This window comes from Acidovorax sp. PRC11, from assembly GCF_031844105.1.
In the GTDB taxonomy this organism is placed as follows: domain Bacteria; phylum Pseudomonadota; class Gammaproteobacteria; order Burkholderiales; family Burkholderiaceae_C; genus Paracidovorax.
Map to the genome: position 1 here is coordinate 59420 of NZ_JAUZUQ010000013.1, position 23980 is coordinate 83399.

Genomic DNA, 23980 nt, shown 5'->3' on the forward strand with positions numbered 1-23980 from the left:
AAAAAAAAGCCGGGCGGGTGCCCGGCTGAGGTGTATCGGTCGCGCAGCGCGCCGCGCGTCAATCCGCCAGCAAATCGTGCAGCGCCCGCGCAATCACCTTGGTCGCGCGGCGCAGGTCCTCCAGTTCCACGCGTTCGTCCGCGCGCTTGGCGTGCGAATCCAGCACCGTGCGCGGGCCCGCGCCGTAGATCACGCCGGGGATGCCGCGCTCCACGTAGAGCCGCACGTCGGTGTAGAGCGGCGTGCCCACCGCGGGCGGGCGTTCACCGAACACTTCTTCCGCGTGGCGCTGGATCGCGTCCACCAGCGGGCGGTTGCCTTCCAGCGGCGTCATCGCGTTGGCGAGCAGCAGGCGGCGCACTTCCACGCGGATGCCCTCCATTCCGGCGGCGGCTTCGTCGATCACGCGGCGGATCGCGGCTTCCACTTCCACGGGGTTCTCTTCCGGGATCATGCGGCGGTCGAGCTTGAAGACCACCTTGCCGGGCACGACGTTGGTGTTGGTGCCGCCTTCGATGCGGCCCACGTTGAGGTAGGGGTGCTTGATGCCCTCGACCTTGGACGTGACCTGCCGGTAGAGCGTGTTCTGCTGGTAGAGGGCGTTCAGGATGCGCACGGCGCCCTGCAGCGCATCGACGCCCGTGTGCGGCACGGCGGCATGGGCCATCTTGCCGTGCACGGTCACTTCCATCTGCAGGCAGCCGTTGTGGGCCGTCACCACCTCGTAGCTGAAGCCGGCGGCGATCATCAGGTCGGGCTTCGTCAGGCCCTGTGCGAGCAGCCAGCCGGGGCCGAGTTCGCCCCCGAATTCCTCGTCGTAGGTGAAGTGCAGTTCCACCGCGCCTTGCGCGGGCGGGGCGACGGCCTCCAGTGCGCGCACCGCGAAGGTGAACGAGGCGAAGTCGCTCTTGCTCACGGCCGTGGCGCGGCCGTACATCTTTCCGTCCACGATCTCGGCGCCGTAGGGGTCGTGCGTCCAGCCTTCGCCGGGCGGAACCACGTCGCCGTGCGCGTTGAGCGCGATGGTCCTGCCGCCGCCGCCATAGGGGCGGCGCACGATCAGGTTGGTGACCGATTCCATGCCGTAGGCCCGCACCTCGCTCTCGGGCACGGCGTGCTTCTCCGCCGCATAGCCGAAGCCCTGCAGCAGCTCCGCGGTGCGTTCGGCATGCGGGGCATTGTTGCCGGGCGGCGTGTCGGTGGGCACGCGCACGAGGGCCTGCAGGAACTGCACCTCCTCGTCGAAGTGCTGGTCGATCCAGGCGTCGATGTGGGCGTAGGTGCTGTGGCTGCTCATGGGTTGTTTTCTTGGGCGAGTTGGTTCAGGAGGTGGGAGAAGGCATCGATGGCGAGCTGCATGTCGTCGCTCGTGGTGCTCTCCAGCGGGTTGTGGCTGATGCCGCCGTTCTGGCCGCGCACGAACAGCATGGCCTGGGGCATGATCTCGTGCAGTTTCATCGCGTCGTGCCCCGCGCCGCTGGGCATGCGGAAGACCGGCAGGCCCGCGGCCTCGACGGCGGCCTCCCAGCGCCGCTGCCAGCCGGCATCGCTCGGGGCGGCCGACACGAGCATGGCGCGTTCGGCGGTGAAGCGCAGCCCGCGGCGCTGGGCGATCGCGGCCAGTTCGGCCAGCACGTCCGCCACCAGCGCGTCGCGCTGCGGGTCGGTGGGCGCGCGCAGGTCCAGGCTGAACGCGCAGCGGCCGGGCACCACGTTGATGGAGCCGCCGGGCACGTTCAGTTGGCCGATGGTGCCCACCGAGTCCCCGTCCTGCGCGGCGCGGCGCTCCACGTAGAGCGCGAGTTCGGCCACGCCGCTGGCCGCGTCGCGGCGGCGGTCCATCGGCGTCGTGCCCGCGTGGCTCGCCACCCCCAGCATTTCGCACACGTAGCGCGCGCTGCCGTTGATCGAGGTGACCACGCCCAGCGGCAGGCCGAGTTCGTTGAGCACCGGGCCCTGCTCGATGTGCACCTCCACGAAGCCCAGGTAGCCGGCCGGATCGCGCCGCAGCTTCGGGATGTCGTCGATGCACAGGCCGGCCTGCTGCATGGCCTCGCGCATGGCGATGCCGTCGGCGTCGCGCTGGTCGAGCCACTCGGGGCGGAAATCGCCGATCAGCGCGCCGGAGCCGAGGAAGGTGGCCTTGTAGCGCTGGCCTTCCTCTTCGGCGAAGCCCACCACCTCGATGCCGAACGGCAGGCGGCGGCCCGCGCGGTGCAGCTCGCGCACGCAGGCCATGGGGATGAAGATGCCCAGGCGCCCGTCGTACTTGCCGCCGTTGCGCACGGTGTCGTAGTGGCTGCCGGTCATGAGCCATTTCTGGCGCTCGGGATCGGCCCCGTGGTAGCGCCCGACCACGTTGCCCACGGCGTCCACCTCGACTTCATCGAAGCCGCAGTCGCGCATCCAGTGGCTGATGCGCTGCGCGCAGGCGCGGTGCGCGTCGGTGAGGTAGGTGACGGTGAGCTGGCCTTGTTCGGCGAAGCCCGGGTCGCTGTGCTGCGCGAGTTTCTCCTGCCAGTCCCAGACGTCGTTGCCGAGGGTGGGCTCCACCCCGAACTTGTCGTTCAGGCGGATTTCCGCGATGCGGTGGATGTTGCGCAGCGCCTCGTCGAATTCGGCGTCGGGATGGTTCACGAGGCGGCGCGCGAAGGTCTCGATGATCTCCTGGCGCGGCAGCCCCGTGCCGCGCGGGCCGCGCACGGCCAGGATGAAGGGGAAGCCGAAGCGCGCGTTGTAGTCGGCGTTCAGCTGCTGCAGGCGGTCGAATTCCTCGGGCGTGCAGTGCGTGAGGCCGGCGCGCGACTGCTCACCGGTCGATTCGGCCGTGAGCGTGCGCGCCACCATGGCCTTGCCGGCAAGCTCCGGGTGGGCGCGGATGAGCGCGAGCTGCGCATCGCGCGGGGCGGCGGCGAGTACGCGCACCATGGCGTGCTTCAGCTGCGCGAGCGAGCGGAACGGGCGTTCGGCGAGCGCGCCTTCGGCGATCCAGGGCGAGTGCTCGTAGAGGCCGTCCAGCATTTGCAATGCGTCGGCCGCGGGCGCGGCGTTGAGCTGGTCGAGGGTCATCAGGGTCATGGCGTCACCTTCGGGCAGGGATGGGTCGCGGCCCAGTGGCGCGCGAGGTCGATGCGGCGGCACACCCAGACGTGCTCGTGCCGCTGGATGTGGTCGAGGAAGCGCTGCAGCGCCGTGATGCGGCCGGGGCGGCCCAGCAGGCGGCAGTGCATGCCGATGCTCATCATCTTGGGCCGGTCGTCGCCGGCCGGATCGCCTTCGGCGTAGAGCGCATCGAAGGTGTCCTTCATGTACTGGAAGAACGGGTCGGCGTGCGAGTAGCCCTGCGGCAGCGCGAAGCGCATGTCGTTGCAGTCGAGCGTGTAGGGCACGATGAGCTGCGTGGCGTCGGTGCCGTCGGTCTTCTTCACCTTCATCCAGAACGGCAGGTCGTCGCCGTAGTAGTCGCTGTCGTAGGCGAAGCCGCCGTAGTCGGCCACGAGGCGGCGGGTGTTGGGGCTGTCGCGGCCGGTGTACCAGCCCAGCGGCCGGCTGCCGGTGAGCCGGGTGAGGATGTCCATGGCCTCGGCCATGTGGGCGCGCTCCACGTCCTCGGGCACGTTCTGGTAGTGGATCCACTTCAGGCCGTGGCAGGCGATGTCGTGGCCCAGTTCGCCGAAGGCGGCGGCCACGTCGGGATGGCGCTGCAGCGCGGAGGCCACGCCGAACACGGTGAGCGGCAGGCCGCGGCGCTCGAACTCGCGCAGCAGCCGCCAGACGCCCGCGCGCGAGCCGTATTCGTAGATGCCTTCCATGCTGATGTGGCGGTCGGGGTAGCTCGCCGGGTTGAACATCTCCGAGAGGAACTGCTCGCTGCCCGCGTCGCCGTGCAGCGTGGCGTTCTCGCCGCCTTCCTCGTAGTTCAGCACGAACTGCACGGCGATGCGCGCGCCGCCGGGCCAGCGGGCGTGGGGCGGGTTGCGGCCGTAGCCTGCGAGGTCGCGCGGGTAGGGCAGGGTGGCGTCGTAGAGCGGCGATGCGGTCATGTCGGTGGATCGGCTGGGAATGGGGGAAGGGTTCAGGACAGCGCGCGGGAGAGTTCGTTGGGCGGGTGCGCGCGGTCGAAGGCCAGGCTGGCCTCCACGTGGCGCAGGTGCTCGTCCATGAGGCGCACGGCCAGGTCGGCATCGCGGGCGGCCAGCGCCTTGACGATGTGGCCATGCTCCTCGTGCGAATGGGCGGCCTCGGCGGCGCTCTGGTACATGAGGGTGATGAGGGCGCAGCGCGAGATCAGCTCGCCCAGCAATTGCGCGAGCACCTCGTTGCCCATGAGTTCGGCCATGCGCACATGGAAGTCGCCCAGCAGTTCGGTGCGGCCCGGCACGTCGGCCTGCTCCACCGCCTGCTGCTCGCGCGCCACGTGCTCGCGCAGGGCGCGGATGCGCGCGGGCGTCACCTCGCGCACGAAGGCGCGCGTCATCTCGGCCTCGAGCATGCGGCGCACGGCGAAGACCTGCCGGGCCTCTTCGGCCGACGGTGCCGCCACGAAGGCGCCGCGCGCGGGCTCCAGCGTGACGAGCCGGTTCTGCGACAACTGGAAGAGCGCCTGCCGCACCAGCGTGCGCGACACGCCGAAATGGTCGGCGAGCTTCTGCTCGGCCAGCTTGGCGCCGGGCTGCAGCCGGTGCTCCACGATGGCTTTGGTCAGGCTCGCGACGATGGCGCTGGTGGTGGAAGTCTCCATCGGGCCATGATAGCCGCCGTGGCCTGATTTTGTATGCAGTTTTTGTGCACCATGGTGGGGATGGGCATCGGGGCATACCCGCACCGGGCCGGTGCGCGCAGCGGACGCCTTGCGTCAGAATCCGCGCATGACCTCCACCCGCACGCCGTCCGCCGCCGCCATTTCCTCGCCGGTGCCCGATCCCGCCGCCGACCCTGCGCGCTTCCTGCGCCACCTCTACGACGTGGCGGTGCGTGCGGCCCTGCCCTCGGTGCGCATGGCGGCGCGCCTGCCCGCGCCGCCCAGGGGCCGCACGGTGGTGCTGGGCGCGGGCAAGGCGGGGGCGTCGATGGTGCATGCGCTGGAGGCGCTGTGGCCGGCCGCGGCGCCGCTCTCCGGACTCGTCGTCACGCGCTATGGCCACGTGCCGCCGCGGCCCGAGGGAACGCCCGCGCGCGTAGAGGTCGTGGAGGCCGCGCACCCGGTGCCGGACGCGGCGGGCGAGGCGGCGGCGCGGCGCATGCTGGAACTGGTGCAGGGGCTGAGCGCCGACGATCTCGTGCTCTGCCTGATCTCCGGCGGCGGCTCTGCGCTGCTCACGCTGCCGGCCGAAGGCCTGTCTCTGGAGGACAAGCAGCGCATCAACCGCGCCCTGCTGGAGAGCGGCGCGGGCATCGCGGACATGAACTGCGTGCGCAAGCACCTCTCGCGCATCAAGGGCGGGCGGCTGGCCGCGGCCTGCGCACCCGCGCGCGTGGTGACGCTCGCGATCAGTGACGTGCCGGGCGACGATCCGGCCGTGATCGCCAGCGGCCCGACCGTGCCCGACGCGACGACCTGCGCCGATGCGCTGCGCATCCTGGACCGCCACGGCATCGGCCTGCCGCCGGTCGTGCGCGCGGCGCTGGCGGCCGGTGCGCTGGAGACGCCCAAGCCCGAGCCGGGCCAGGCGCCGGAAGTCCACCTGATCGCCACGCCGCGGCAGTCGCTGGAGGCGGCGGCCGCGGCGGCACGGTCCGCGGGCCTGGCGGTGCACCTGCTGTCGGACGAGATGGAGGGCGAATCGCGCGAGGTGGGTGCCGTGCATGCCGCGCTCGCCCGCTCGGTGGCGCGGCACGGCGCTCCGTTCGCGCGGCCCTGCGTCATCCTCTCGGGCGGCGAGACCACGGTGACCGTGCGGGAGCGCGCGCCGGGCGCGGTGCGCGGGCGGGGCGGGCGGGCCGGGGAGTTCTGCCTGGGACTGGCACGCGCGCTGCGGGGCCAGGAGGGCGTCTGGGCGCTGGCCGCCGATACCGACGGCATCGACGGCCTGGAGGACAACGCGGGCGCGCGGGTGGCGCCGGACACGCTCACCCGCGCGGCGGCGGCGGGCCTGCGCGTGGACGAGCACCTGGCGCGCAACGACGCCTACGGTTTTTTCGAGGCGCTCGGCGACCTGGTCGTCACCGGGCCGACGCACACGAACGTGAACGACTTCCGCGCGCTGCTGGTGCTGTAGCAGGAGTTGCTCGGAGCGCATGGAGGCGCCCGACAGAATGTCTCCGGTCCGCGGCCCTATGCGAGGGGATCGACGACGAATGCCGGCAGTGGCACCTGGGCCCGCAGGCTGCGCCGGTAGCAGTCGGCCACGTCCAGTGCTTCGGCGATCGTCACATGCATGTCGATGTAGCGGTAGGTGCCCAGCCGGCCGAGGAAGGTGACGCCGCGTTCATCGCGGGCCCGCTCCACGTAGTGCGCCAGCAGTGCTTTTTCCGCCACGAGCCGGATGGGGTAGTACGGCGTGTCGTCCGGCTCGCAGAAGCGGCTGTATTCTTTGAAGGTCACCGTTTTCGAGTGCTGTTCCCAGGGAGCGAAGTGCTTGTGCTCCGAGATGCGCGTCCAGGGCACGGACGCATCGCAGTAGTTGATGACCGCGTTGCCCTGGTGGTCGCCCTCGTGGTCCTCGCGCTTGAAATCCAGCGTGCGGTAGCCCAATCGGCCCGCGTCGTGGCCGAACCACGCGTCGATCGGCCCGCTGCAGAAAACGTGGTCGTAGTCCGCCGCCTGCGACCGCTCGAAATGCGTGCCCAGGTGGACTTCCACGTTCGGCAGGTCGAGCAGGTTCTCGACGATGGCGGTGTAACCGTCGCGGGGAATGCCCTGGAACCTGCTGTTGTAGTAGTTGTCGTCGTAGTTGAAGCGCACCGGCAGTCGCTTCAGGATGCTGGCGGGCAGCGCCGAGGGCGGCATGCCCCACTGCTTGGTGGTGTAGCCCTCGAAAAAGGCCTCGTAGAGCTTGCGGCCCATCAGCGCCAGGGCCTGCTCCTCGAAGTTGGCGGGTGCGTGCTCCGTCTTTTCGCCGACATCATCGAAGAACGCCGCCGCCTCCGCGGGGGAGAAGGTGTTGCCGGTGAATTGGTTGATCGTCAGCAGGTTGAGCGGCAGCGAGAACACGCGGCCGCCGGTGATCGCCTTGACGCGGTTGACGAAGGGCATGAACTCGCCGAATTTGCGAATGTAGTCCCACACCCGCTCGTCGCTCGTGTGGAAGATGTGCGGGCCGTAGGTGTGGAGCATCACGCCGCTGGCCGCGTCGCGGGCGGTGTGGCAGTTGCCGGCAACGTGCGGCCGCGTGTCGAAGACATCGACGCGGTGGCCCGCGCGGCCCAGCTCCTGGGCGAGCACCGCGCCGGAGAAGCCGGCGCCTGCGATGGCGATATGGGTCATGGGGTGGGATCCGGGATGGGGCGGGCCTGCATGCAGCCGTTTCAGGCCGTGGGAACCGCGGCCGGCTTCGTCGCGGCGGCCGCCGTGAAGGCCGGCAGCCACTGCGGCCTCGCCGGCCGGGCGGACGTGGGACCGTCGAAGCGTTCGAGCAGGACATGCATCGCGCCCGATGTGAGATCCCACGACGTGGCGGCCACCACGGCGGCGGCCGCGGCCTGAAACGCCGCCTGTTCCTGCGGCGAGCGCGCCAGTACGCTTTCGCAGGCTGCCACGAATTCATCGGCCGACGCGGCGATCGGCACCACGGCGGCGTACTGCTGCGCCACGTCCCGCACCGCGGTGCTGACGACCGCCTTGCCTGCGGCCAGGTACTCCAGGGTCTTGGTCGGGCTGATGAAGCGCGTGGAGGCGTTCAATGCGAACGGCATCAGGCACACGTCCCAGCCCGCGAGGAACGCCGGCAGTTCGTCGTAGCGCCGCTGGCCCATCCAATGCAGGTTGGCTCGGCGCGGCAGCCTGTCCGGATCCAGCTTGGCCACGGGGCCCACCATCACGATCTGCCACTGCGGATGCGCGTCCGCCAGGGCCGCCACCAGCGCGAGATCGAGCCGCTCGTCGATCACGCCGTAGTAACCCAGGCGCGGGCCGGCGAGAACCGCCTGGTCGGGATGGTCCGCGACACCGCGCCGGCCGAAATGCGCGTGGTCCACGCTGCTCGGGAAGCAGTGCACGTGCGGATGCCTGGCGCGCTTGGATTCGTAGAGGCTCCGCCCTCCGGTGAACACGAGGTCCACCATGCCGAACAGCGCGTCTTCGCGGGCGATCAGGGCTGGCGGGGCGAAATCGAAGGCCGAGAGTTCGTCCATGCAGTCGTAGACGCTGCCGCGCGGAGCCAGCCCCCGCGCCAGGGGAAGGGCCATGGGGGTGTAGAACCAGAGAAGGTACTCATCGATGCCCCGATCGACCAGGTGCCGGGCGAGCATGGCGCGCATGCCGTCGATGTGCTCGTCGGCGAAACCGGTGGCGCGGCCCGGCACGTGCATGCGCAGCACTTCCACCCCGGCGCACGGGCTGTAGCGTTCGAGCCGGAGGCGGTCCGCGCCGGGCACGGGCTCCTCCACGAAAAGCACCGCGCGACCGGCGGCCAGGCGGGACATCAGCTGCTGTGGGCGTTGGTAGACGAAGTCCCAGCGCAGGTGGGAGAAGACGATGAGAGGGGTCATGGGGTTGTCCGTTGGAGAGGCGGTGAAAGGAGGAGAGGGGGCGTCGAGCGCCTTCAGCCAGTGCCGCAATCGCTCGGCGTAGGGAAGGCAGAGGGAGCGCGTGCTGTCGCCGGCGTCGGCACCGGGAACGTTCCACAACCCGCTGTGGTGCCAGTGGTGCGCGTCCTGCCAGTCCGGCCGGTCGATGAGCGGATACAGGCACAGTCCCGCGATCGAAATGCCGCGCGACCGGCAGTCGGCGACCTGCGCCGCCATCTCGTCGAGCCAGGCCCCGCGGCCTTCTCCGACGTGCCCTGTTTCCGAAATGCACAACGGCCTGCCGTACCGGCGCCACAGCGTGCCGGCCAGCTCGCGGAAGGGGCGCCTGCGGCGGTCCTGCAGGTGCCAGTGCAGCCGTGCCTGGGAACCGTGCTCCCATTGGTTGTTGTGGTAATAGTTGATGCCGACCAGATCGAGGTAGCGCGGCGCACCGCCCAGTTCGGGCGACGCGCGGCCGCAGAGCATGTCCCAGGCCTCGAACTGGCTGGCGGTTTCCCGTGCGGCGGCCTCGCTCTCGGCGGGGCCGGCGCCGAGCGGCGGCTCGACGTGGATGGCCGGGTCGGTATGGACGATGCGCGCGCCGGGCGCGACGGACCAGAGCGCATCGATGCCGCGCAGTGCCGCTCCCACCAGGACCCGCTTGAGTTCGGGGCCGCGTTCGGGAGCGGGTGGCCGACAGCAGTGGATCAGCTCGGTGCTGGTGGCGGCCCAGGCGAGGAAGGAGATTTCGTTGATGGGCTGATAGACGGGGGGCGGACCTTCGACGTCCGCGATCAGTTCGGCGACCCGCGTGCAGTGCCAGGAAAACGCATCGATGAACTGCCCGGGACGGGCCAGGGGATCCAGCCGGTCCGGCCAGCCGTAGTGCATCAGGCTCCACACCACCTGCACCCCGTGGGACGCCGCCGCGCGCGCCTGGGCCTGCAGCGACAGCATCGCTGCCGCGCCGCCGGCTTCGAAAATCCGCCATCCGATACTTTCACGGACGACGTGCAGGCCCAGGCGTTTCGCTGCCGCGTAGTCTTCCGCAAAGCGCACCGCATGTCCGTTGCGCATGTTCGGGTCCAGCGGCTGTCCATGGCCGTTGACGTGGTCGGCACCTTCGAAGCCGCCCATCCAGAAGCCGAGAAAGGGGCGCGCATCGTGGCCGGGCCCAGTGCCTGAGCGCCCATGTCCTGCGGCAGGAGACATGGTGCAGCGCCCGGTGCGCTCAGCGATCGGCGGCCTCTTCGATGGAGGCGGCCTGGCCCAGCAAGCCGAGCCGCTCGTCCGTTGCTTTCTCTTCGGCCAGCGTGGCCTGGAGCAGCGGCACCGCGTGGTCGTAGCCTAGCTTGGTCGCCAGCAGCACGAGGGTGGTGTAACTGGCGATCTCGTAATGCTCCGCCCGCTGGCCCGCGCCGATCAGCGCGGCGTCGAGCACGGGACCCTTGGCGATCCCATCGATCAGGTCGTTGCCTTCCTCGACCAGGCCTTCCATGGCCGCGCACTTGACGCGCTTGAGCTTGAGACCGGCAACCGCCACGAGTTCGTCAATGCGTTCGACCTGGCCTCGTGTCTCCTCCAGGTGGTCCAGGAAGGCCTGCGAGAGTTCTTCGGACGTGGCGGCACGCGCCATTTTCGGCAGCGAGCGGGTCATCTGCTTTTCCGCGCTGTAGGTGTCCGAGAGTTCGTGGATGAACAGGTCTGCGACGGTTTTGATGGCCATGGTGTTTTCCATAAAGTGAAAACCATGGTGCGCCTGGCCGCATGTCGATGCCGTGGGACAGCACGCCGCATACAGATGGGCGCAGCGGGCCGGTGCGCCAGCCCCGCTGGCAGGCTGGCGCGGAAATGCTCCGGTTCCTCCCCGCCCCCCGATGCGGCCCATGGACCGACGGCGGGTGGTGCGGCCCCGCTTCAGTACCCCAGCGTGAGCCCGTCCGGATTGCGCGGATCGGAATAGCCGAACAGCACGCCGTCCTTGAACTGGATGGTCTGCGTGCGGCCCATGGAGGGTTTGAGGGCCAGGTCGTGACCACGCGACTTCAAAATGGCCAGCGTGTCGGGCGACAGGCCGTTCTCGATGCGCAGCTCGTCCGGCGTCCACTGGTGGTGGATGCGCGGTGCCGCGGCGGCCTCGGCGGGGTTCATGCCGAAGTCGATCACGTTGACCACGGTCTGCAGCACCGTGGTGATGATGCGCGCGCCGCCGGGGCTGCCCGTGACCAGCACCGGCTTGCCGTCCTTCAGCACCAGCGTCGGCGTCATCGACGAGAGCGGCCGCTTGCCGCCGGCGACCGCATTCGCGTCGCCGCCCACGAGGCCGTAGGCATTGGCCACGCCCGGCTTGGCGGCGAAATCGTCCATCTCGTTGTTGAGCAGGATGCCGGTGCCCTTGGCGACGATGCCGCTGCCGAAGTTGGTGTTGAGCGTATACGTCACGGCCACGGCGTTGCCGGCCTTGTCCACCACCGAGAAATGCGTGGTTTGGTCGCTCTCGTAGGGCTGGGGCTGGCCGGGCTTGATGTCCCTGGCCGGGCGTGCCCTGTTCGGGTCGATGGTCTTCGCGAGCGAGGCGGCGTACGCCTTGGAGGTGAGGCCCTTGAGCGGGATCTTCACGAAGTCCGGGTCGCCCAGGTATTCGGAGCGGTCGGCGTAGGCGAGCTTCATGCTCTCGGCCATCATGTGCAGCGTCTGCGCGCTGCCCGCGCCCCACTGGGCGAGCGGCATCGGCTCGAGCATGTTGAGGATCTGCACGAGGTGCGCGCCGCCGGACGACGGCGGGGGCATGGTCACCACTTCGTAGCCGCGGTAGGTGCCGCGCACGGGCGTGCGTTCCACGACCTCGTAGTCGCGCAGGTCCTGCAGCGTGAGCGCGCCGGGGTAGGGCGCCATCTCGGCGGCGATGCGGCGCGCGATCGGGCCCTGGTAGAAGGCCTTCGCGCCCTGCTGCGCGATGAGGCGCATGGACTGGGCCAGGTCCTTCTGCACCAGCCGGTCGCCGATCTTCAGCGGCGCGTCGCCGCGCCAGAAGATCTGCCGGGTGGCGGGCCAGCGGCCCATGGTGTCGCGCTCCTGCGCGAGCGTCTTGGCGAGCGTGAGGCTCACGGGGAAGCCCTTGTCGGCCAGCGCGATCGCGGGTGCGATCACCTTCGAGAGCGGCATCGTGCCCCAGGACTTGAGCGCATGCTCCAGGCCCGCCACGGTGCCGGGCACGCCCACGGCATAGTGCGTGTGCAGCGATTTGCCGTCGATCACGTCGCCCTTGTCGTCCAGGTACATGTCGCGGCTCGCCTTGCGCGGCGCGACCTCGCGGAAGTCGAGCGCCACGCTCTTGCCGCTCTTCGCGTCGTACACCATCATGAAGCCGCCGCCGCCCAGGTTGCCGGCGTTGGGCAGCACCACCGCCAGCGCGAAACCCACGCCCACGGCCGCGTCGATCGCGTTGCCACCCGCGCGCAGGATGTCCAGCCCCACCTTCGATGCCAGTTCCTGCTCGGTGGCCACCATGCCGCTGCGCGCGACGACCGGGTGGAACACGTCCATGTCCATGTCGTAGGCGCGGCCGGCGGCGCGCGCGGCGGGCGTCTGCGCGGGCGCGCTGTTCGCGTCGGGCGCGGCCGCGGCCGGCTCGGAGCCGCCGGGCAGGTTGGCGCAACCCGTGATCGACAGCAGCGCGAGCACGGAACTTCCGGCCAGCAGCCAGGGACGTTGGAGGCGGAGAGATGACATCGGCTGGAGCCCTTCCCTTCTTGTCGTTGATGTGTGCCGGAGCGTGGAATGCCGGCGGAGCGGCGGACAGTGTAGAACGGGTGTCCGCTCCGGCACGTCACGGTTCGTTACGGCGGGGCGCCGCCGTGCATACACTGCCGCATGGCGCGCGCCGGTGCAGTGGGCACCGGCCGGCGCGCCGGCTTTTCCCATCCATTCCCCTCACGGACCGACAGGAGATACGCCCCATGGGCCTCAGCACGCACGTTCTCGACACCATGCACGGATGCCCCGCCGCGGGCATGGCCGTGGCGCTCTACGCGACGGAGGGCGGGCAGGCCCGGCTGCTGCAGTCGCTGGTGCTCAACCACGACGGCCGCACCGATGCGCCGCTCTTCGACAACGCGAGCCTGCGCACCGGCACCTACCGCCTCACGTTCGACGTGGGCGCGTATTTCCGTGCGCGCGGCGTGGCGCTGCCCGAGCCGAATTTCCTGGACCGGGTGAGCCTGGACTTCGGCGTCGCCCATGCCGACCAGCACTACCACGTGCCGCTGCTGGTCAGCCCGTGGAGCTATTCGACCTACCGTGGCTCCTGACGCACGGCAGCGGCGGCATCCGGGTCGGGCGCCGGAACGGGCTTCAGAGCTGGCCTTCGGTGAGCGTGTCGAGCTGGAAGCGGCCCGACTTGTCCCAGAGCCAGGTGTCGGTGTAGGTGACGCGGCCCATGCGCGTGGGCACGGGGTAGGGCGCGGCCGCGCGCACGGTGCGCTCGATCTCCGCGATGACTTCAGGCGCATGGCGCGGCGCGCGCATCCAGTGCAGGCGGGTGACCTGGCCGCTGCGGTCGATATCGACCTGCAGCGTGCCGATGGCGTACAGCATGGGCGGCAGCTTGCCCGGGTAGATGCGCGACTGGTTCAGCCCGTAGAGGTGGGTGGCCGCATCCTGGCGGTAGGCGCGCGGGTCCGCCGCGGCCGACGGGCGTGCGGAACCCCGCGCCGCCGGCTCGGGGCCGGCCACGCCCGCGACCGGGCTGGCCGGCGCGGCCGTCTCTCCGGGCGCGGTGGCCGGCTCGGGGCCCGACTTGCAGGCGGCGAGGAGCGAGGCCACGGCGGCCATCAGGCCGGCCAGGAGCCAGTGGCGGCCGCCGCGCGGCGTGCCGTGGGAAGGGGTGGGCGAAGGCTTCATCGGTGGGTCGTGGCTGGAGGCGGGGGCAGGGAACCGGCATGCGCGCGCGCCGGAGGGCTGCCCGGGCAACGCGGGGGCGCGCCATGGCGTTGACGCAGGCCCTGAACGCCTTGCTCCAGGGCCTTGCCGGGCGGCCCGCCTGCGTAGTGGAGGTGGAGTCTACCCAAGGCTCGGTGCCGCGCGAGCGCGGCGCCTGGATGGCCGTGTTCGAAGACGGGCCACCGCTGGGCACGATCGGCGGCGGGCGGCTGGAATGGGATGCGATCCGCGAGGCGCGGGCCCGCCTGGCGGCCTGGGCGCATCCCGTGGCGCAGGCCGGTCCCGGGATGGCGGCCGAGTCCGCCCTGCGGTTCGCGCTCGGCCCGAGCCTGGGGCAGTGCTGCGGCGGGGTGGTGCACCTGCGCTTCACCTGCGCGGGGCCGCAGGACCGGGCGGCGCTCGCCCGGCGCCTGGCGCCCGCGCGCGTGCCGGTGGCGCTGTTCGGAGCCGGGCACGTGGGGCATGCGCTGGCGCGGGTGCTGGCGCCGCTGCCGTTCGAACTCACCTGGATCGACAGCCGCGACGGCGTGTTCCCCGCGGACGCGGAGGCCGGCGGCGTGCACTGCGAGCATTCAGAGCCGGTGCATGCGGCCGTGCCCGGCCTGGCGCCCGGATCGCGCGTGCTCATCATGAGTTTCAGCCATGCGGAAGACCTCGACGTGGTGGCTGCCTGCCTCGCGCGGCAGCGCGCGCGGGCCGACCTGCCGTTCGTCGGGCTCATCGGCAGCCGCACCAAGTGGGCGACGTTCTCGCACCGGCTGGAGGCCCGGGGGTTCGGGCCGCAGGAACTGGCCCACGTCACCTGCCCGATCGGCCTGCCGGGCATCGCGGGCAAGGAGCCGGAGGTGATCGCCGTATCCGTGGCCGCGCAGCTGCTGGCCACCCTGCCGGCCCCGTCCGGAATGTGAGGGGCCGCGCGTGACGGGGCCGCGGCAGGCCCGCGCCTGGCGGTGTGGCATCCGCGCCCGTTGCGGGCCCGCCCCGTTCCGGCGGGAACGGAACCTGCATACACTCGGGCCACAGGTCGCAGCGGTGCAAGGCGATGCCGCCCTTCCGCCCTTTGGCGGGGGCGCATCCAGCGCGGCCTTCCCGCTGCTCAGAGCGCCCGCCGTGGTGAGCAGGTTGCCGCGCGGCTTCTCCCCCAAAGGAACGGGCCGCGCGCGAAGTTGAGAGCCACCATGGAAAGCTACCTTCTCGACTGGGCCAACCTGCTGCTGCGCTGGGTCCACGTCATCACCGCCATCGCCTGGGTCGGGTCGTCGTTCTATTTCGTCTTCCTCGATTCCAGCCTCACCCCGCCGGTCGATGAGGACCTCAAGCGGCAGGGCGTGAGCGGCGAACTCTGGGCCGTGCACGGCGGCGGCTTCTACCATCCGGTGAAGTTCGCGGGCGCGCCGCCGCAGTTGCCGAAGCACCTGCACTGGTTCTTCTGGGAGAGCTACAGCACCTGGATCAGCGGCTTCGCGCTGTTCACGGTGTCCTACCTCTGGAGCGCCAGCACGTACCTGATCGACAAGTCGCGCATGGACTGGGCGCCGGCCACCGCCGTCATGGTCGCGCTGGCCTTCCTGGCCGTGTTCTGGCTGCTGTACGACGCCATCTGCCGCATCTTCGGGCAGCGCAGGAACGGCGACGCGATCGTCGGTGCGCTGGTGTTCGTGCTGGTGTGCGCGGCCTCGTGGCTGGCCTGCCACTGGTTCGCGGGCCGCGCGGCCTTCCTGCTGGTGGGCGCGATGATCGCCACCTCGATGAGCGCCAACGTGTTCTTCTGGATCATTCCGGGCCAGCGCAAGGTCATCGCGCAGATGAAGGCCGGCCAGCCGGTGGACCCGATCCACGGCAAGCGCGGCAAGCAGCGCAGCGTGCACAACACCTACTTCACGCTGCCGGTGCTGTTCTGCATGCTGTCCAACCACTACAGCTTCACCTGGAGCCATCCGCAGAACTGGCTGATCCTGATCCTGATGATGTTCGCGGGCGCGTCCATCCGCCAGTTCTTCGTGATGCGCCACGGCTGGAAGCTCGGACGCAACGCGCATCCGCTGCCCTACGCGCTGGTGGGCTGCGCGGTGATCGTGGGCACCATCGTCGGGCTGCGGCTGGCGCAGCCGCCGGCGGCTGCGGGCGCGCCGGCCGCCGGCGCGGCAGGGCCCGTGGACTATGCCCAGCTGCAGCCGGTGCTCGCGCAGCGCTGCTACATGTGCCATGGCGAGCAGGTGCAGATGAAGAACCTGCGGCTGGATTCCGCCGCGTCGGTGGCGCAGCATGCGCAGGCCCTCTACCAGCAGGCGGTGGTGCAGAAGCTCATGCCCATGAACAACGCCACCGGCATGACGGACGCCGAGCGCGACCTCGTGCGGCGCTGGTTCGAAGGGGGTGCGTCCACGCGGTGACGCGGTGACGCAGCGCACGGGCCGCGTGCCGTCAGTGCGGTTGTGCGGCGGCCTGCGGATCGGCGGGAGACCGTGCCGGCAGCCAGGGCCGGAGGCTGTCCTGCGGCGGGGTGGGCGCCGGCGCATGCGTGGGCGGAGCGGCGGACGCCCGGGGCGCGGGCTCCGCGGTGCGCCAGGCCAGGCCGCTGGTGCAGCCCTTGGCGTCGTGCTTGGCCAGGGCCGCGGCGTTGGCGACCTCCTCGGCATGGCGCATGCTGCCGGGCACCACGCGCGCGGCGCCGATCGACAGCGTCGTGCAGGGGAAGAAGCGCTTCACTCCGTGCCGGTCTTCCGCCCAGATGCCGCCGGCCTCCCGCGCCGCGTCGTCGAACAGGGCGCGCGCCTCGCCCGCGAATTCCTGCACGATGCGCTCGCAGCGCTGCAGCCAGTCGCCGCTCTGGAACAGCAGCATGAAATCGTCGCCGCCCACGTGGCCGACGAAATCGCGCTGCGCGTCGCAGTGCGACACGGCCAGGCGCGCCACGAGCCGGATCATCTGGTCGCCGCGCCAGTAGCCGTAGTAGTCGTTGAAGGGCTTGAAGTGGTTCAGGTCGGCGTAGCAGGCGACGAACTCGGTGCCGCTGTCGATGAGCCGCTGCATGTGCAGGCTGATCGGGATATTGCCCGGCAGGAAGGTGAGGGGGTTCGCGTGGCGCGCCGCCTCGATGCGCGCCTCGGTTACGCTGCGCACCAGCTGCTCGCCGGTGCCCAGGCCCACGTAGCGGCCGTTGTCGGTGGCGATGAAGCCGTCGTTCAGGTAGCGCTGGTCCTGCGAAGTCAGGATGCCGACGAGCTGGTCCACGTCGCAGTCGAGCTCGACCACGCGCGGCGCATGGTTGGCGAAGGCCGCGCAGGGCTTGCGGCCGTGCACCTCGCGGAAGTAGAGCGTCGCGTAGTGGTTCATGAACTGCTGGCGGTTGATGAGCGCCACGGGCCGCGCGCCGTCGAGCACCGGCAGCGCATGCAGTTCGGGGTGGGCCTTGAAGAAGGCGGCCACGGTGTCGTTGCTGGTGTCTGCCGTGGCCGTGGGCGCATGCACCACCAGGAGGTTGCGCAGGATGCCGGGGCGGGCGTGCTGGCCGCGGTGGGGCAGCACCGCCACGCGGCGGTCGCGCAGCACCTCCTGCGCCGCCGTTTCGATGTGGTCGCGCGGTGCCGGGGCCGGCCGCCCGAGCAGGTAGCCCTGGCCGTAGGGAATGTCGAGGTCGCGCAGTGCGCGCAGGTCGTCCCGCGTCTCGATGCCCTCGGCGATCAGCGTGGTGCCGAACACGTCGGCGATGCCCTTGATGGCCTGCAGCATCTGCAGGTTCTCGGGATGGGCGCTGATGTCGCGCACGAAGTACTTGTCGATCTTGACGAAGTCGGGCCGCGCCTCGGACCACAGCCGCAGGCTGGAGCGGCCGTCGCCGAAGTCGTCGAGCGCGATGCGGGCGCCGCAGGCATGCACCTGCTTGAGGGCCTCGCGCAGCAGGGCCATGTCGGTCACGCGCTCGTGCTCGGTGATCTCGAGCACGACGTGTTCGGTGCTGACGCCGGTGGCGCGCACGGCGGCCCACACGGATGCGCTGGCGCACAGCGCCACGCCGCGCACCAGCGCGTCCGCGCTGATGTTGACGAACAGCCGGCCGTGCGCACCCAGGTCGCCCCACTGCTGCAGCGCCACGGCGACGCACAGCAGCTCGAAATCCTGCAGCAGGCCCTCCTGCAGCGCGGTCTGCAGCAGCCGGTCGGGCGTGTGCAGCGGCGTGCCCTTCGGGCCGCGGATCAGTGCCTCGTGCGCATAGACATGGCCTTCGCCCAGGTCGGCGAGCGGCTGGAAGACGCAGTGCAGGCCACCCTCGCGCATCAGCCGGGCGAGCGGCCCCGTACCGCCGCGCGCGGCAGGCGACAGCGCGGCCAGCACCGCTTCCTGCACGGTACCGGGAGTGGCGGCGGGCGTTGTTACAGTCATACGCAGTCACGGGGAGATTAACCATCCCCGATGACGGGGCCGTGACACGGCCGTGCGTTGCGCGGCCCCGGCCTGGAAGTCAGTGCCCGGGCGGCGGATCGCAGCGGATGTCCGCGTAGGCCACGGCGTATTTCACCAGCGCGGCCTGCCCGTCGATGCGTAACTTGCGGCGCAGGTGCAGGCGGTGCGTCTCCACCGTCCGCACCGAGGTGCCCATGCGTTCGGCGATGTCGCGGTTGGAGCGGCCTTCCGCCAGCAGGCGCAGCACGGCGGCCTCGCGCGGCGTGAGCGAGCGGGCGGAGGGCTGGACGGGCGGCCCTGCGTCCAGCAGGGCGCGCACCGCATCGCTGAAATGGCTGCCGCCGGCGTGCACGGCCTCGATCGCCTGCACGAGCTGCCCCGCGGGCGCGTCCTTGAGCACGTAGCCGCGCACGCCCAGGCCGACGGCGCGCTGCACGTATTCGGCATCCTGGTGCATCGACAGCACCACCACGCGCACCAGCGGGAAGCGCTCGCGGAACACGGCCGCCAGCTGGATGCCGCTGCCGTCGGGCATGCGGATGTCGGTGAGCACGAGGTCCGGCGCCACGCTGTCGGCGAGCGCCACGGCCTCCTGCATGCTGCCCGCCTCGGCGGCGACGCGGATGTGCGGCGTGGCCTCCAGCCGCATGCGCACGCCGTCGCGCACGAGCGGGTGGTCGTCCACCAGCAGGACGCGGATGGTGGCCGGGCTCTCGGCGGCGCTCATGCGGGCACCTGCGATGGGTCCAAGCCCGGGTGGCCTTCGATCGTTGCATCACCGCGCCGGTCGAGCACCGCCAGGATGCGCGTGCCCCCGCGGCCGGAGGTGATGGCGAAGCGGCCGCCGAGCCCCTCGATGCGCTCGCGCATGTTGCGCAGGCCGATGCCGCCCTGGCCGTCGCGCTGCACGCGCTGCATGTCGAAACCCCGCCCGTCGTCGCGCACCGACAGGCTCACGCGCCAGCGCGTGAACCGCAGCGCCACCTCCACCTGCGAGGCGCCGGCATGCATGCGCGCGTTGGTGAGCGCCTCCTGCGCGATGCGGAAGAGCGCCGTGCCGTGGCTGGTGGGCAGCGGGCCGGCGGGGCCGCGCAGCACGAAGCGCACGTCGAACGCGCCCTGTTCCTTCACTTCCTGCACCATCAGTGCGAGCGCGGGCGCCAGGCCGAGGTCGTCGAGCAGCGCCGGCCGCAACCCGTGCGAGACGCGGCGGATCTCCAGGAGCGCATCGTTCAGCCGCGCCAGGCCCTGGTCCAGCATCTCGCGCGGAACCGGGGCCGCGCGGCCCGTCCACTGCACCTGCGCCGTCTCCAGCAGGAACTTGGAGGACACGAGCACCTGCACCACGCCGTCGTGCAGCTCCCGGGCCACGCGCACCCGCTCTTCCTCCTGCGAGCGCACCACGCGCTGCGCCAGCCGGCGCAGCTTGGCGCTGGCCACGCGGTGGTCGCTCAGGTTGAGCGCGAGGCCTGCCAGGCCGATGAGCACGATGCACAGCGCGGCGATCGCGCAGATGCGCCGCTGCGTGCCGCCGATGTTCTCCTGCGCGGCGCGGTCGATGTGGCGCAGCGTTTCCTGCACGTCGTCGAGGTAGAGCCCGGTGCCGATCACCCATTCCCATCCGGGCATCGTCGTGACGTAGGTGAGCTTGGGCACGGTGAGCCGCGACGACGGCTTCTGCCACGCGTAGCGCACCATGCCGCCGCCCTCGCGCGCCCGCGCGAGGATGAGGTTGGCGGGCGCCTCGCTGCGCGGATCGCCCGGATCGCAGAGGTCCACGCCCGACAGGCCCATGTGCCGCGCGTCCAGCAGCACGTTGCCTTCGCGGTCGTAGACGAAGAAGTAGCCGTCCTTGCCGAACTGCATGCGCGCGAGCAGGGCCAGGGCCTGCCGCTGGCGTTCCGCGGCATCGGCTTCTTCGGCGGCGATGCGCGCGAGGGCGCTCTGCGCGAGCTGCACGTACTGGCGCAGCTCGGTCTCCTTGCTGTGCAGGTACGCGGCCTCCACCAGTTCGCGCTCCTGCTGCGCGAGCTTCAGGGTCTGGTGGCGGGCGGTGACGGCCACGGAGCCGAGCGCCAGGAGGATCGGCAGGGTGGACAGCAGCAGGAGCTTCAGCCGCAATTGCATGGGGATTTTCTCTCGGAGTGGGGCGACTATCCGCCGCGCATGCTGGAAGTCAATCGGGTTATGTCCAGGGCGGGCGAGGTTTTCCGTGGGGCGGTGACAAGGTGTTAATGCGGTCGAGCTGATGAATATCCTTTCCGGTGCTGTCCATGCGAACGAATGGTTACGAAGACGGTTGGGGGAGCAATAATGGGGTTAACCGCACCGCCCTGGTGATATTCATACCTGCATCGGTGCGGATGGGGGCCTGCAGCCGGAGTTCGTGCCCGCCGCCGGTGCATCTTCCGAAGCCCGGCAGGGCGCATGTGGTCTCGCTGTGCGGTCCGCAACCCCTCTGCAGGATGCATGCCGGAACCCCGTCTGCGTAGTACTGCGCAGGCCGGTCTGCGTAGTGCTGCGTAAGGGAAAAATGTGCTGTCGCCTGGCGTAAGGCGGGCACAGAATGCGTTCGCGCTTTCCATTTTTCCGGTGATATTCGATCGCGTGGCGGAGATTATCGGAAGGAAGGCCGAGGCGGTATGGTGTAGCGCCGGGACGGCCTGCAGGGCAGGGCGGCCGGATATTCCATGCCATGGTTCGCGTCATTCAATCGAAGGAACGTCATGGATATTCGGTATCCCCTCGCCAGGGGCCTGGCGGCATGCACCGCCCTGGCGGCGGCGGCACTGCTGGCGGGCTGCGCCGCGCCCGCCCAGCGGCAGGTGCTGTCCACCACGCAGATCTATCCCGCGATCGGCCCGTACTCGCAGATGGTGGCGCACGGCAACACGATCTACTTCTCCGGCGTGCTGCCCCTGAACGCCGCCGGCAACGCGGTGCAGGGCACCACCATCGAGGAGCAGACCCGCGCCGTGCTCGACTTCATCGGCGCCAAGCTGCGCTCCCAGGGGCTGTCGTACGACGACGTGCTCTCCACCACGGTCTACATGAAGGACCTGGGCGAGTTCGTCGCCATGAACAAGGTGTACGGCGAGTATTTCCGCAGCGCGGCGCCCGCGCGCGCCACGGTGGAAGTCGCGCGGCTGCCGCGCGACGTGAAGATCGAGATCGCCGCCATCGTCGGGCGCCGCTGAAAGCGCCCGGCCCGTTCCCCCTTCCCAGGAGCATTCCCATGATCGAAACCTCTCCCCTGGCGGCCGCTGGCGCTGCCCGCGATGTCCTCGTGCAGCCCGAGGCCGCCGGCCTGGCGCGCTGGAGCGCCAAGCGCCGCGATTTTCTGCGCATGATGGGCTACGGCGCGGGCGCCGCCACGCTGGGGCCGCTGGTCGCCGCCTGCGGCAGCAGCGGCGCGCAGACCGCCGCCGAGGCGCTGCGCGCGCAGCTCGTGCGCGACGAGGCGTTCTGGAGCGGCGTGCAGGACATGTTCGTCCTCAAGCCCGAGAAGACCTACATGAACATCGGCACCGGCGGCTCCATGCCCAAGCTGGTGCTCGACGTCTTCGACGGCGAGAACCGCAAGAAGGCCGCCGACTCGGGCAGCGGCTACGGCAACCTGCTCGACCTGCGCAAGCAGGTGGCCCCGGGCTTCGGCGTGGATGCGGACGAACTGGCGTTTTCCGCCAACACGTCCTCGGGCATGTGCCATGCCATCCTCGGCATCGACTGGCAGCGCGGCGACGTGGTCGTCACCACCAACCACGAGCACGGCGGCGGCGACACGCCGCTCAAGATCGCCACCGACCGCTACGGCATCGAGGTCTCGCGCATCGAGATGCCCGTGGGCAACAACCAGACCGCGGCCACCTACGTGAACCTGTTCGACGAGCGCATCCGCGCGCTCAAGGCCCAGGGCAAGCGGGTGCGCGCGATGATGTGGTCGTCGCCCACCTACAAGACCGGCACCATGCTGCCGATCGCCGACCTGATGGGCGTGGTGAAGGCGCACGAGCTCATCAGCATCGTGGACGGTGCGCACCTGCCGGGCATGATGGCCTACAACTACGCCGAGCTGGGCATGGATTTCATGTCCGGCGCCGGCCACAAGTGGCAGTGCGGCCCGGGCTCCACCGGCATCCTGATCGTGCGCAACAAGATGCGTGCCTCCAACCCGCTGCCGCTGCCCAAGTGGTATCCGGTCCACACCAGCTCCTACGCCGCGAAGGACCGCACCACCAACGGCACCGAGACCTACGACATCGCCGCCACCATCACGAGCTGCGGCAGCCTGCACACGCCCATGTTCATGGCGCTCGCGCAGGCCTGCGCGCAGTGGGACGGCATCGGGCGCAAGAAGATCGAGACCTACGACCTCACGCTCTCGTCCTACCTCAAGGAGAAGATCGCCGAGCGCTGGGGCGTCGATGCGCTGTACTCGCCCAAGGACGATCCGAAGCTGCTGTCCGCGCTCACGTCCTTCAATCCGTTCCCCAACAAGGCCGACGTGATGAACGCGCAGAAGTCCACCGCCTTCGTCGCGCGCATGCTGAGCGACTATCCGCAGGGCTTCGTGGTCCGCAACGCGGACTTCCCCGTCATCGGCGCGCCGTCCAACCACTACGGCATCCGCGTCTCCACCCACCTCTGGCACGACGCGCGCGACATCGATCTGCTGGTCGATGCGATGTGGGAGCTGTCGCGCAAGATCTGATGCGGGCGCCGCCCGTGCCTGTGGCGGCCGGGCCATGAAAAAAAGAGCGCGGGAATCGCTTCCCGCGCTCTTTCACCTTGGAGACTGCCGCAGGGATCAGAACCGGTGGCGGATGCCCAGGCCGATGCTGTTGCCCGTGCTGCGCGAAGTGATGCGGTCGTTCATCAGCATCGCGTAGACATCCGTGCGCTTGGAGAGGAAGTGGTCGTAGCCCAGCGTGAAGGTCTTGCGGTCGATGTCGGTCTGGGTCATCTCGGTCTTCACCCACTCGACCAGCACCTTGCCGGACGGGCCGACCGGCACGGAGGCGCCGATCTGCATCGTCTTGGCCTTGTTGTCGGTGTTGTCCGCCTTGGCCTCGCCGTAGCTCAGGAAGGGCTTGACCACGCCGAAGTCGTAGGCGCCCAGCAGCATCCAGTCCTTCTTGGTGGTGCCGAGGTATGCGCCCTGGCCCGGGTTGGCGATCTGGTCGCGCTCGTAGAAGCCGGTCAGCGTCAGCGGTCCGCCGAAGTAGAAGAAGTTCGCGCCCACGTTCTTGCGGCCGTTGTTGCCCGCCTGCTCGCCGAACTGGTACTGGATGTTGGCGGAGAAGCCGCCGAACTTCGGCGTGCTGTAGACGATCTGGTTGCTCCAGCCCGTGTCGGCCGGCGTCGTCGCGGCCCAGCCCGTGCCGTTGAAGAGGGGCACGTTCATGTGCAGGATCAGCGGCGAGAACGTGAACGAGTCGCCCAGCGGATTGCCCACCACCGACGGGAGGAAGTTGGGCGACATCCAGCGGCCCAGCAGCACGGAGCCGAAGTCGCCCGACAGGCTCACGTTGGCATCGCGCGAGAAGAAGGTGTCGCCCGTGAAGCGGCCCTGCGTGCCGGTGTCGACCTGCAGGAACGAGGTCAGCTGGAAGCTGGCCTTCAGGCCGCCGCCCAGGTCTTCCGTGCCCTTGAAACCGAACCACGAGGTGGTCAGGCCGCCGCTGTTGACCACCGAGCGGCGGTCCGCGTCACCGGCCATCTTCATGGAGCCCACGTAGGCGTCCGACAGGCCCGTCAGCTGGACCGAGCTCTGGGCGTGTGCACCGGCGGCGCACAGCAGCGCGGCGCTCAGGGCGATCAGGTTTTTTTTCATAGGATTCCCGTCCACAACGACAAACACATACAAAAGAAGGGGGAGGACCCCGGCGCGGCCTGGAATTCCGCCCTCGGGGAGAAAATGTAACCAGCAATTACCGTGCCGGTTCAACCGCGTGTGGAATGCGTTGCG

The 23980-nt window shown here is 70.2% G+C and carries 19 protein-coding genes; 6 read left to right on the plus strand and 13 right to left on the minus strand.

The features are described from left to right. Window positions 1-58 precede the first annotated feature (58 nt). From Q9R47_RS15670 to Q9R47_RS15685, 4 genes are read right to left on the minus strand one after another with little or no spacing between them, the layout of a single operon-like run. A complete protein-coding gene (locus Q9R47_RS15670) occupies window positions 59-1297 on the minus strand; it encodes an ArgE/DapE family deacylase (RefSeq protein WP_311234126.1) in 1239 nt (412 codons plus the stop codon). Continuing rightward, entirely contained in the window at window positions 1294-3078 is a 1785-nt protein-coding gene (uraD, locus tag Q9R47_RS15675) for a 2-oxo-4-hydroxy-4-carboxy-5-ureidoimidazoline decarboxylase (protein ID WP_311234127.1), read from the minus strand. The genes Q9R47_RS15670 and uraD overlap by 4 nt, the downstream gene beginning before the upstream one ends. Then, the gene (gene puuE, locus Q9R47_RS15680) at window positions 3075-4043 is read right to left on the minus strand and encodes an allantoinase PuuE (RefSeq protein WP_311234128.1); all 969 of its coding nucleotides are present in this window, start codon (window positions 4041-4043) and stop codon (window positions 3075-3077) included. The genes uraD and puuE overlap by 4 nt, the downstream gene beginning before the upstream one ends. A gap of 32 nt (window positions 4044-4075) precedes the next feature. After that, window positions 4076-4741 (minus strand): GntR family transcriptional regulator, encoded by a 666-nt coding sequence (locus Q9R47_RS15685; protein WP_311234129.1) that lies wholly within the window; start codon window positions 4739-4741, stop codon window positions 4076-4078. 127 nt (window positions 4742-4868) lie between these two features. Between Q9R47_RS15685 and Q9R47_RS15690 the strand changes: the two genes are divergently transcribed. Beyond that, entirely contained in the window at window positions 4869-6218 is a 1350-nt protein-coding gene (locus tag Q9R47_RS15690; RefSeq protein ID WP_311234130.1) for a glycerate kinase, read from the plus strand. A gap of 56 nt (window positions 6219-6274) precedes the next feature. Here Q9R47_RS15690 and Q9R47_RS15695 read toward each other — a convergent pair whose 3' ends face one another. The 4 genes from Q9R47_RS15695 to ggt form a co-directional block, all read right to left on the minus strand. Beyond that, window positions 6275-7426, minus strand: coding sequence for a UDP-galactopyranose mutase (locus Q9R47_RS15695; RefSeq protein ID WP_311234131.1), 1152 nt, complete (start codon window positions 7424-7426; stop codon window positions 6275-6277). A 41-nt stretch (window positions 7427-7467) separates the two neighbouring features. Beyond that, entirely contained in the window at window positions 7468-9804 is a 2337-nt protein-coding gene (locus Q9R47_RS15700) for a glycosyltransferase (RefSeq protein WP_311234132.1), read from the minus strand. 94 nt (window positions 9805-9898) lie between these two features. Then, window positions 9899-10393, minus strand: a complete 495-nt coding sequence (locus Q9R47_RS15705) for a ferritin-like domain-containing protein (RefSeq protein ID WP_311234133.1) — start codon at window positions 10391-10393, stop codon at window positions 9899-9901. Between the two features lie 191 nt (window positions 10394-10584). Next, complete coding sequence (gene ggt, locus Q9R47_RS15710) at window positions 10585-12399, minus strand: gamma-glutamyltransferase (protein ID WP_311234134.1); 1815 nt, start codon at window positions 12397-12399, stop codon at window positions 10585-10587. 227 nt (window positions 12400-12626) lie between these two features. On the opposite strand from ggt, the gene uraH reads away from it, so the two are divergent. Beyond that, window positions 12627-12977: a hydroxyisourate hydrolase gene (uraH, locus tag Q9R47_RS15715; protein WP_311234135.1), complete on the plus strand. Its 351-nt coding sequence runs from the start codon at window positions 12627-12629 to the stop codon at window positions 12975-12977. Between the two features lie 43 nt (window positions 12978-13020). On the opposite strand, the gene Q9R47_RS15720 is transcribed toward uraH, so the two are convergent. Then, a complete protein-coding gene (locus Q9R47_RS15720; protein ID WP_311234193.1) occupies window positions 13021-13500 on the minus strand; it encodes a hypothetical protein in 480 nt (159 codons plus the stop codon). Between the two features lie 152 nt (window positions 13501-13652). Here Q9R47_RS15720 and xdhC point away from each other — a divergent pair, with 152 nt between their 5' ends. Next, window positions 13653-14516: a xanthine dehydrogenase accessory protein XdhC gene (gene xdhC / locus Q9R47_RS15725; RefSeq protein ID WP_311234136.1), complete on the plus strand. Its 864-nt coding sequence runs from the start codon at window positions 13653-13655 to the stop codon at window positions 14514-14516. Window positions 14517-14786: 270 nt separating this feature from the next. Next, window positions 14787-16001 carry a urate hydroxylase PuuD gene (locus Q9R47_RS15730; protein WP_311234137.1) on the plus strand — a complete coding sequence of 405 codons (1215 nt, stop codon included), beginning with the start codon at window positions 14787-14789 and terminating at the stop codon, window positions 15999-16001. 31 nt (window positions 16002-16032) lie between these two features. Here the strand turns inward: Q9R47_RS15730 and Q9R47_RS15735 are convergent, their stop codons facing one another. The 3 genes from Q9R47_RS15735 to Q9R47_RS15745 form a co-directional block, all read right to left on the minus strand. Beyond that, a complete protein-coding gene (locus Q9R47_RS15735) occupies window positions 16033-17991 on the minus strand; it encodes an EAL domain-containing protein (protein WP_311234138.1) in 1959 nt (652 codons plus the stop codon). A 79-nt stretch (window positions 17992-18070) separates the two neighbouring features. Further along, window positions 18071-18739 carry a response regulator transcription factor gene (locus Q9R47_RS15740; RefSeq protein ID WP_311234139.1) on the minus strand — a complete coding sequence of 223 codons (669 nt, stop codon included), beginning with the start codon at window positions 18737-18739 and terminating at the stop codon, window positions 18071-18073. Continuing rightward, complete coding sequence (locus Q9R47_RS15745; protein ID WP_311234140.1) at window positions 18736-20139, minus strand: cache domain-containing protein; 1404 nt, start codon at window positions 20137-20139, stop codon at window positions 18736-18738. The genes Q9R47_RS15740 and Q9R47_RS15745 overlap by 4 nt, the downstream gene beginning before the upstream one ends. Before the next feature lie 599 nt (window positions 20140-20738). Between Q9R47_RS15745 and Q9R47_RS15750 the strand changes: the two genes are divergently transcribed. Continuing rightward, on the plus strand, window positions 20739-21209 hold the full coding sequence (locus Q9R47_RS15750) for a Rid family detoxifying hydrolase (protein WP_311234141.1): 471 nt from the start codon (window positions 20739-20741) through the stop codon (window positions 21207-21209). A 38-nt stretch (window positions 21210-21247) separates the two neighbouring features. Continuing rightward, complete coding sequence (locus Q9R47_RS15755; RefSeq protein WP_311234142.1) at window positions 21248-22723, plus strand: aminotransferase class V-fold PLP-dependent enzyme; 1476 nt, start codon at window positions 21248-21250, stop codon at window positions 22721-22723. Window positions 22724-22819: 96 nt separating this feature from the next. Here the strand turns inward: Q9R47_RS15755 and Q9R47_RS15760 are convergent, their stop codons facing one another. Next, a complete protein-coding gene (locus tag Q9R47_RS15760) occupies window positions 22820-23845 on the minus strand; it encodes a porin (protein WP_311234143.1) in 1026 nt (341 codons plus the stop codon). Window positions 23846-23980 lie beyond the last annotated feature (135 nt).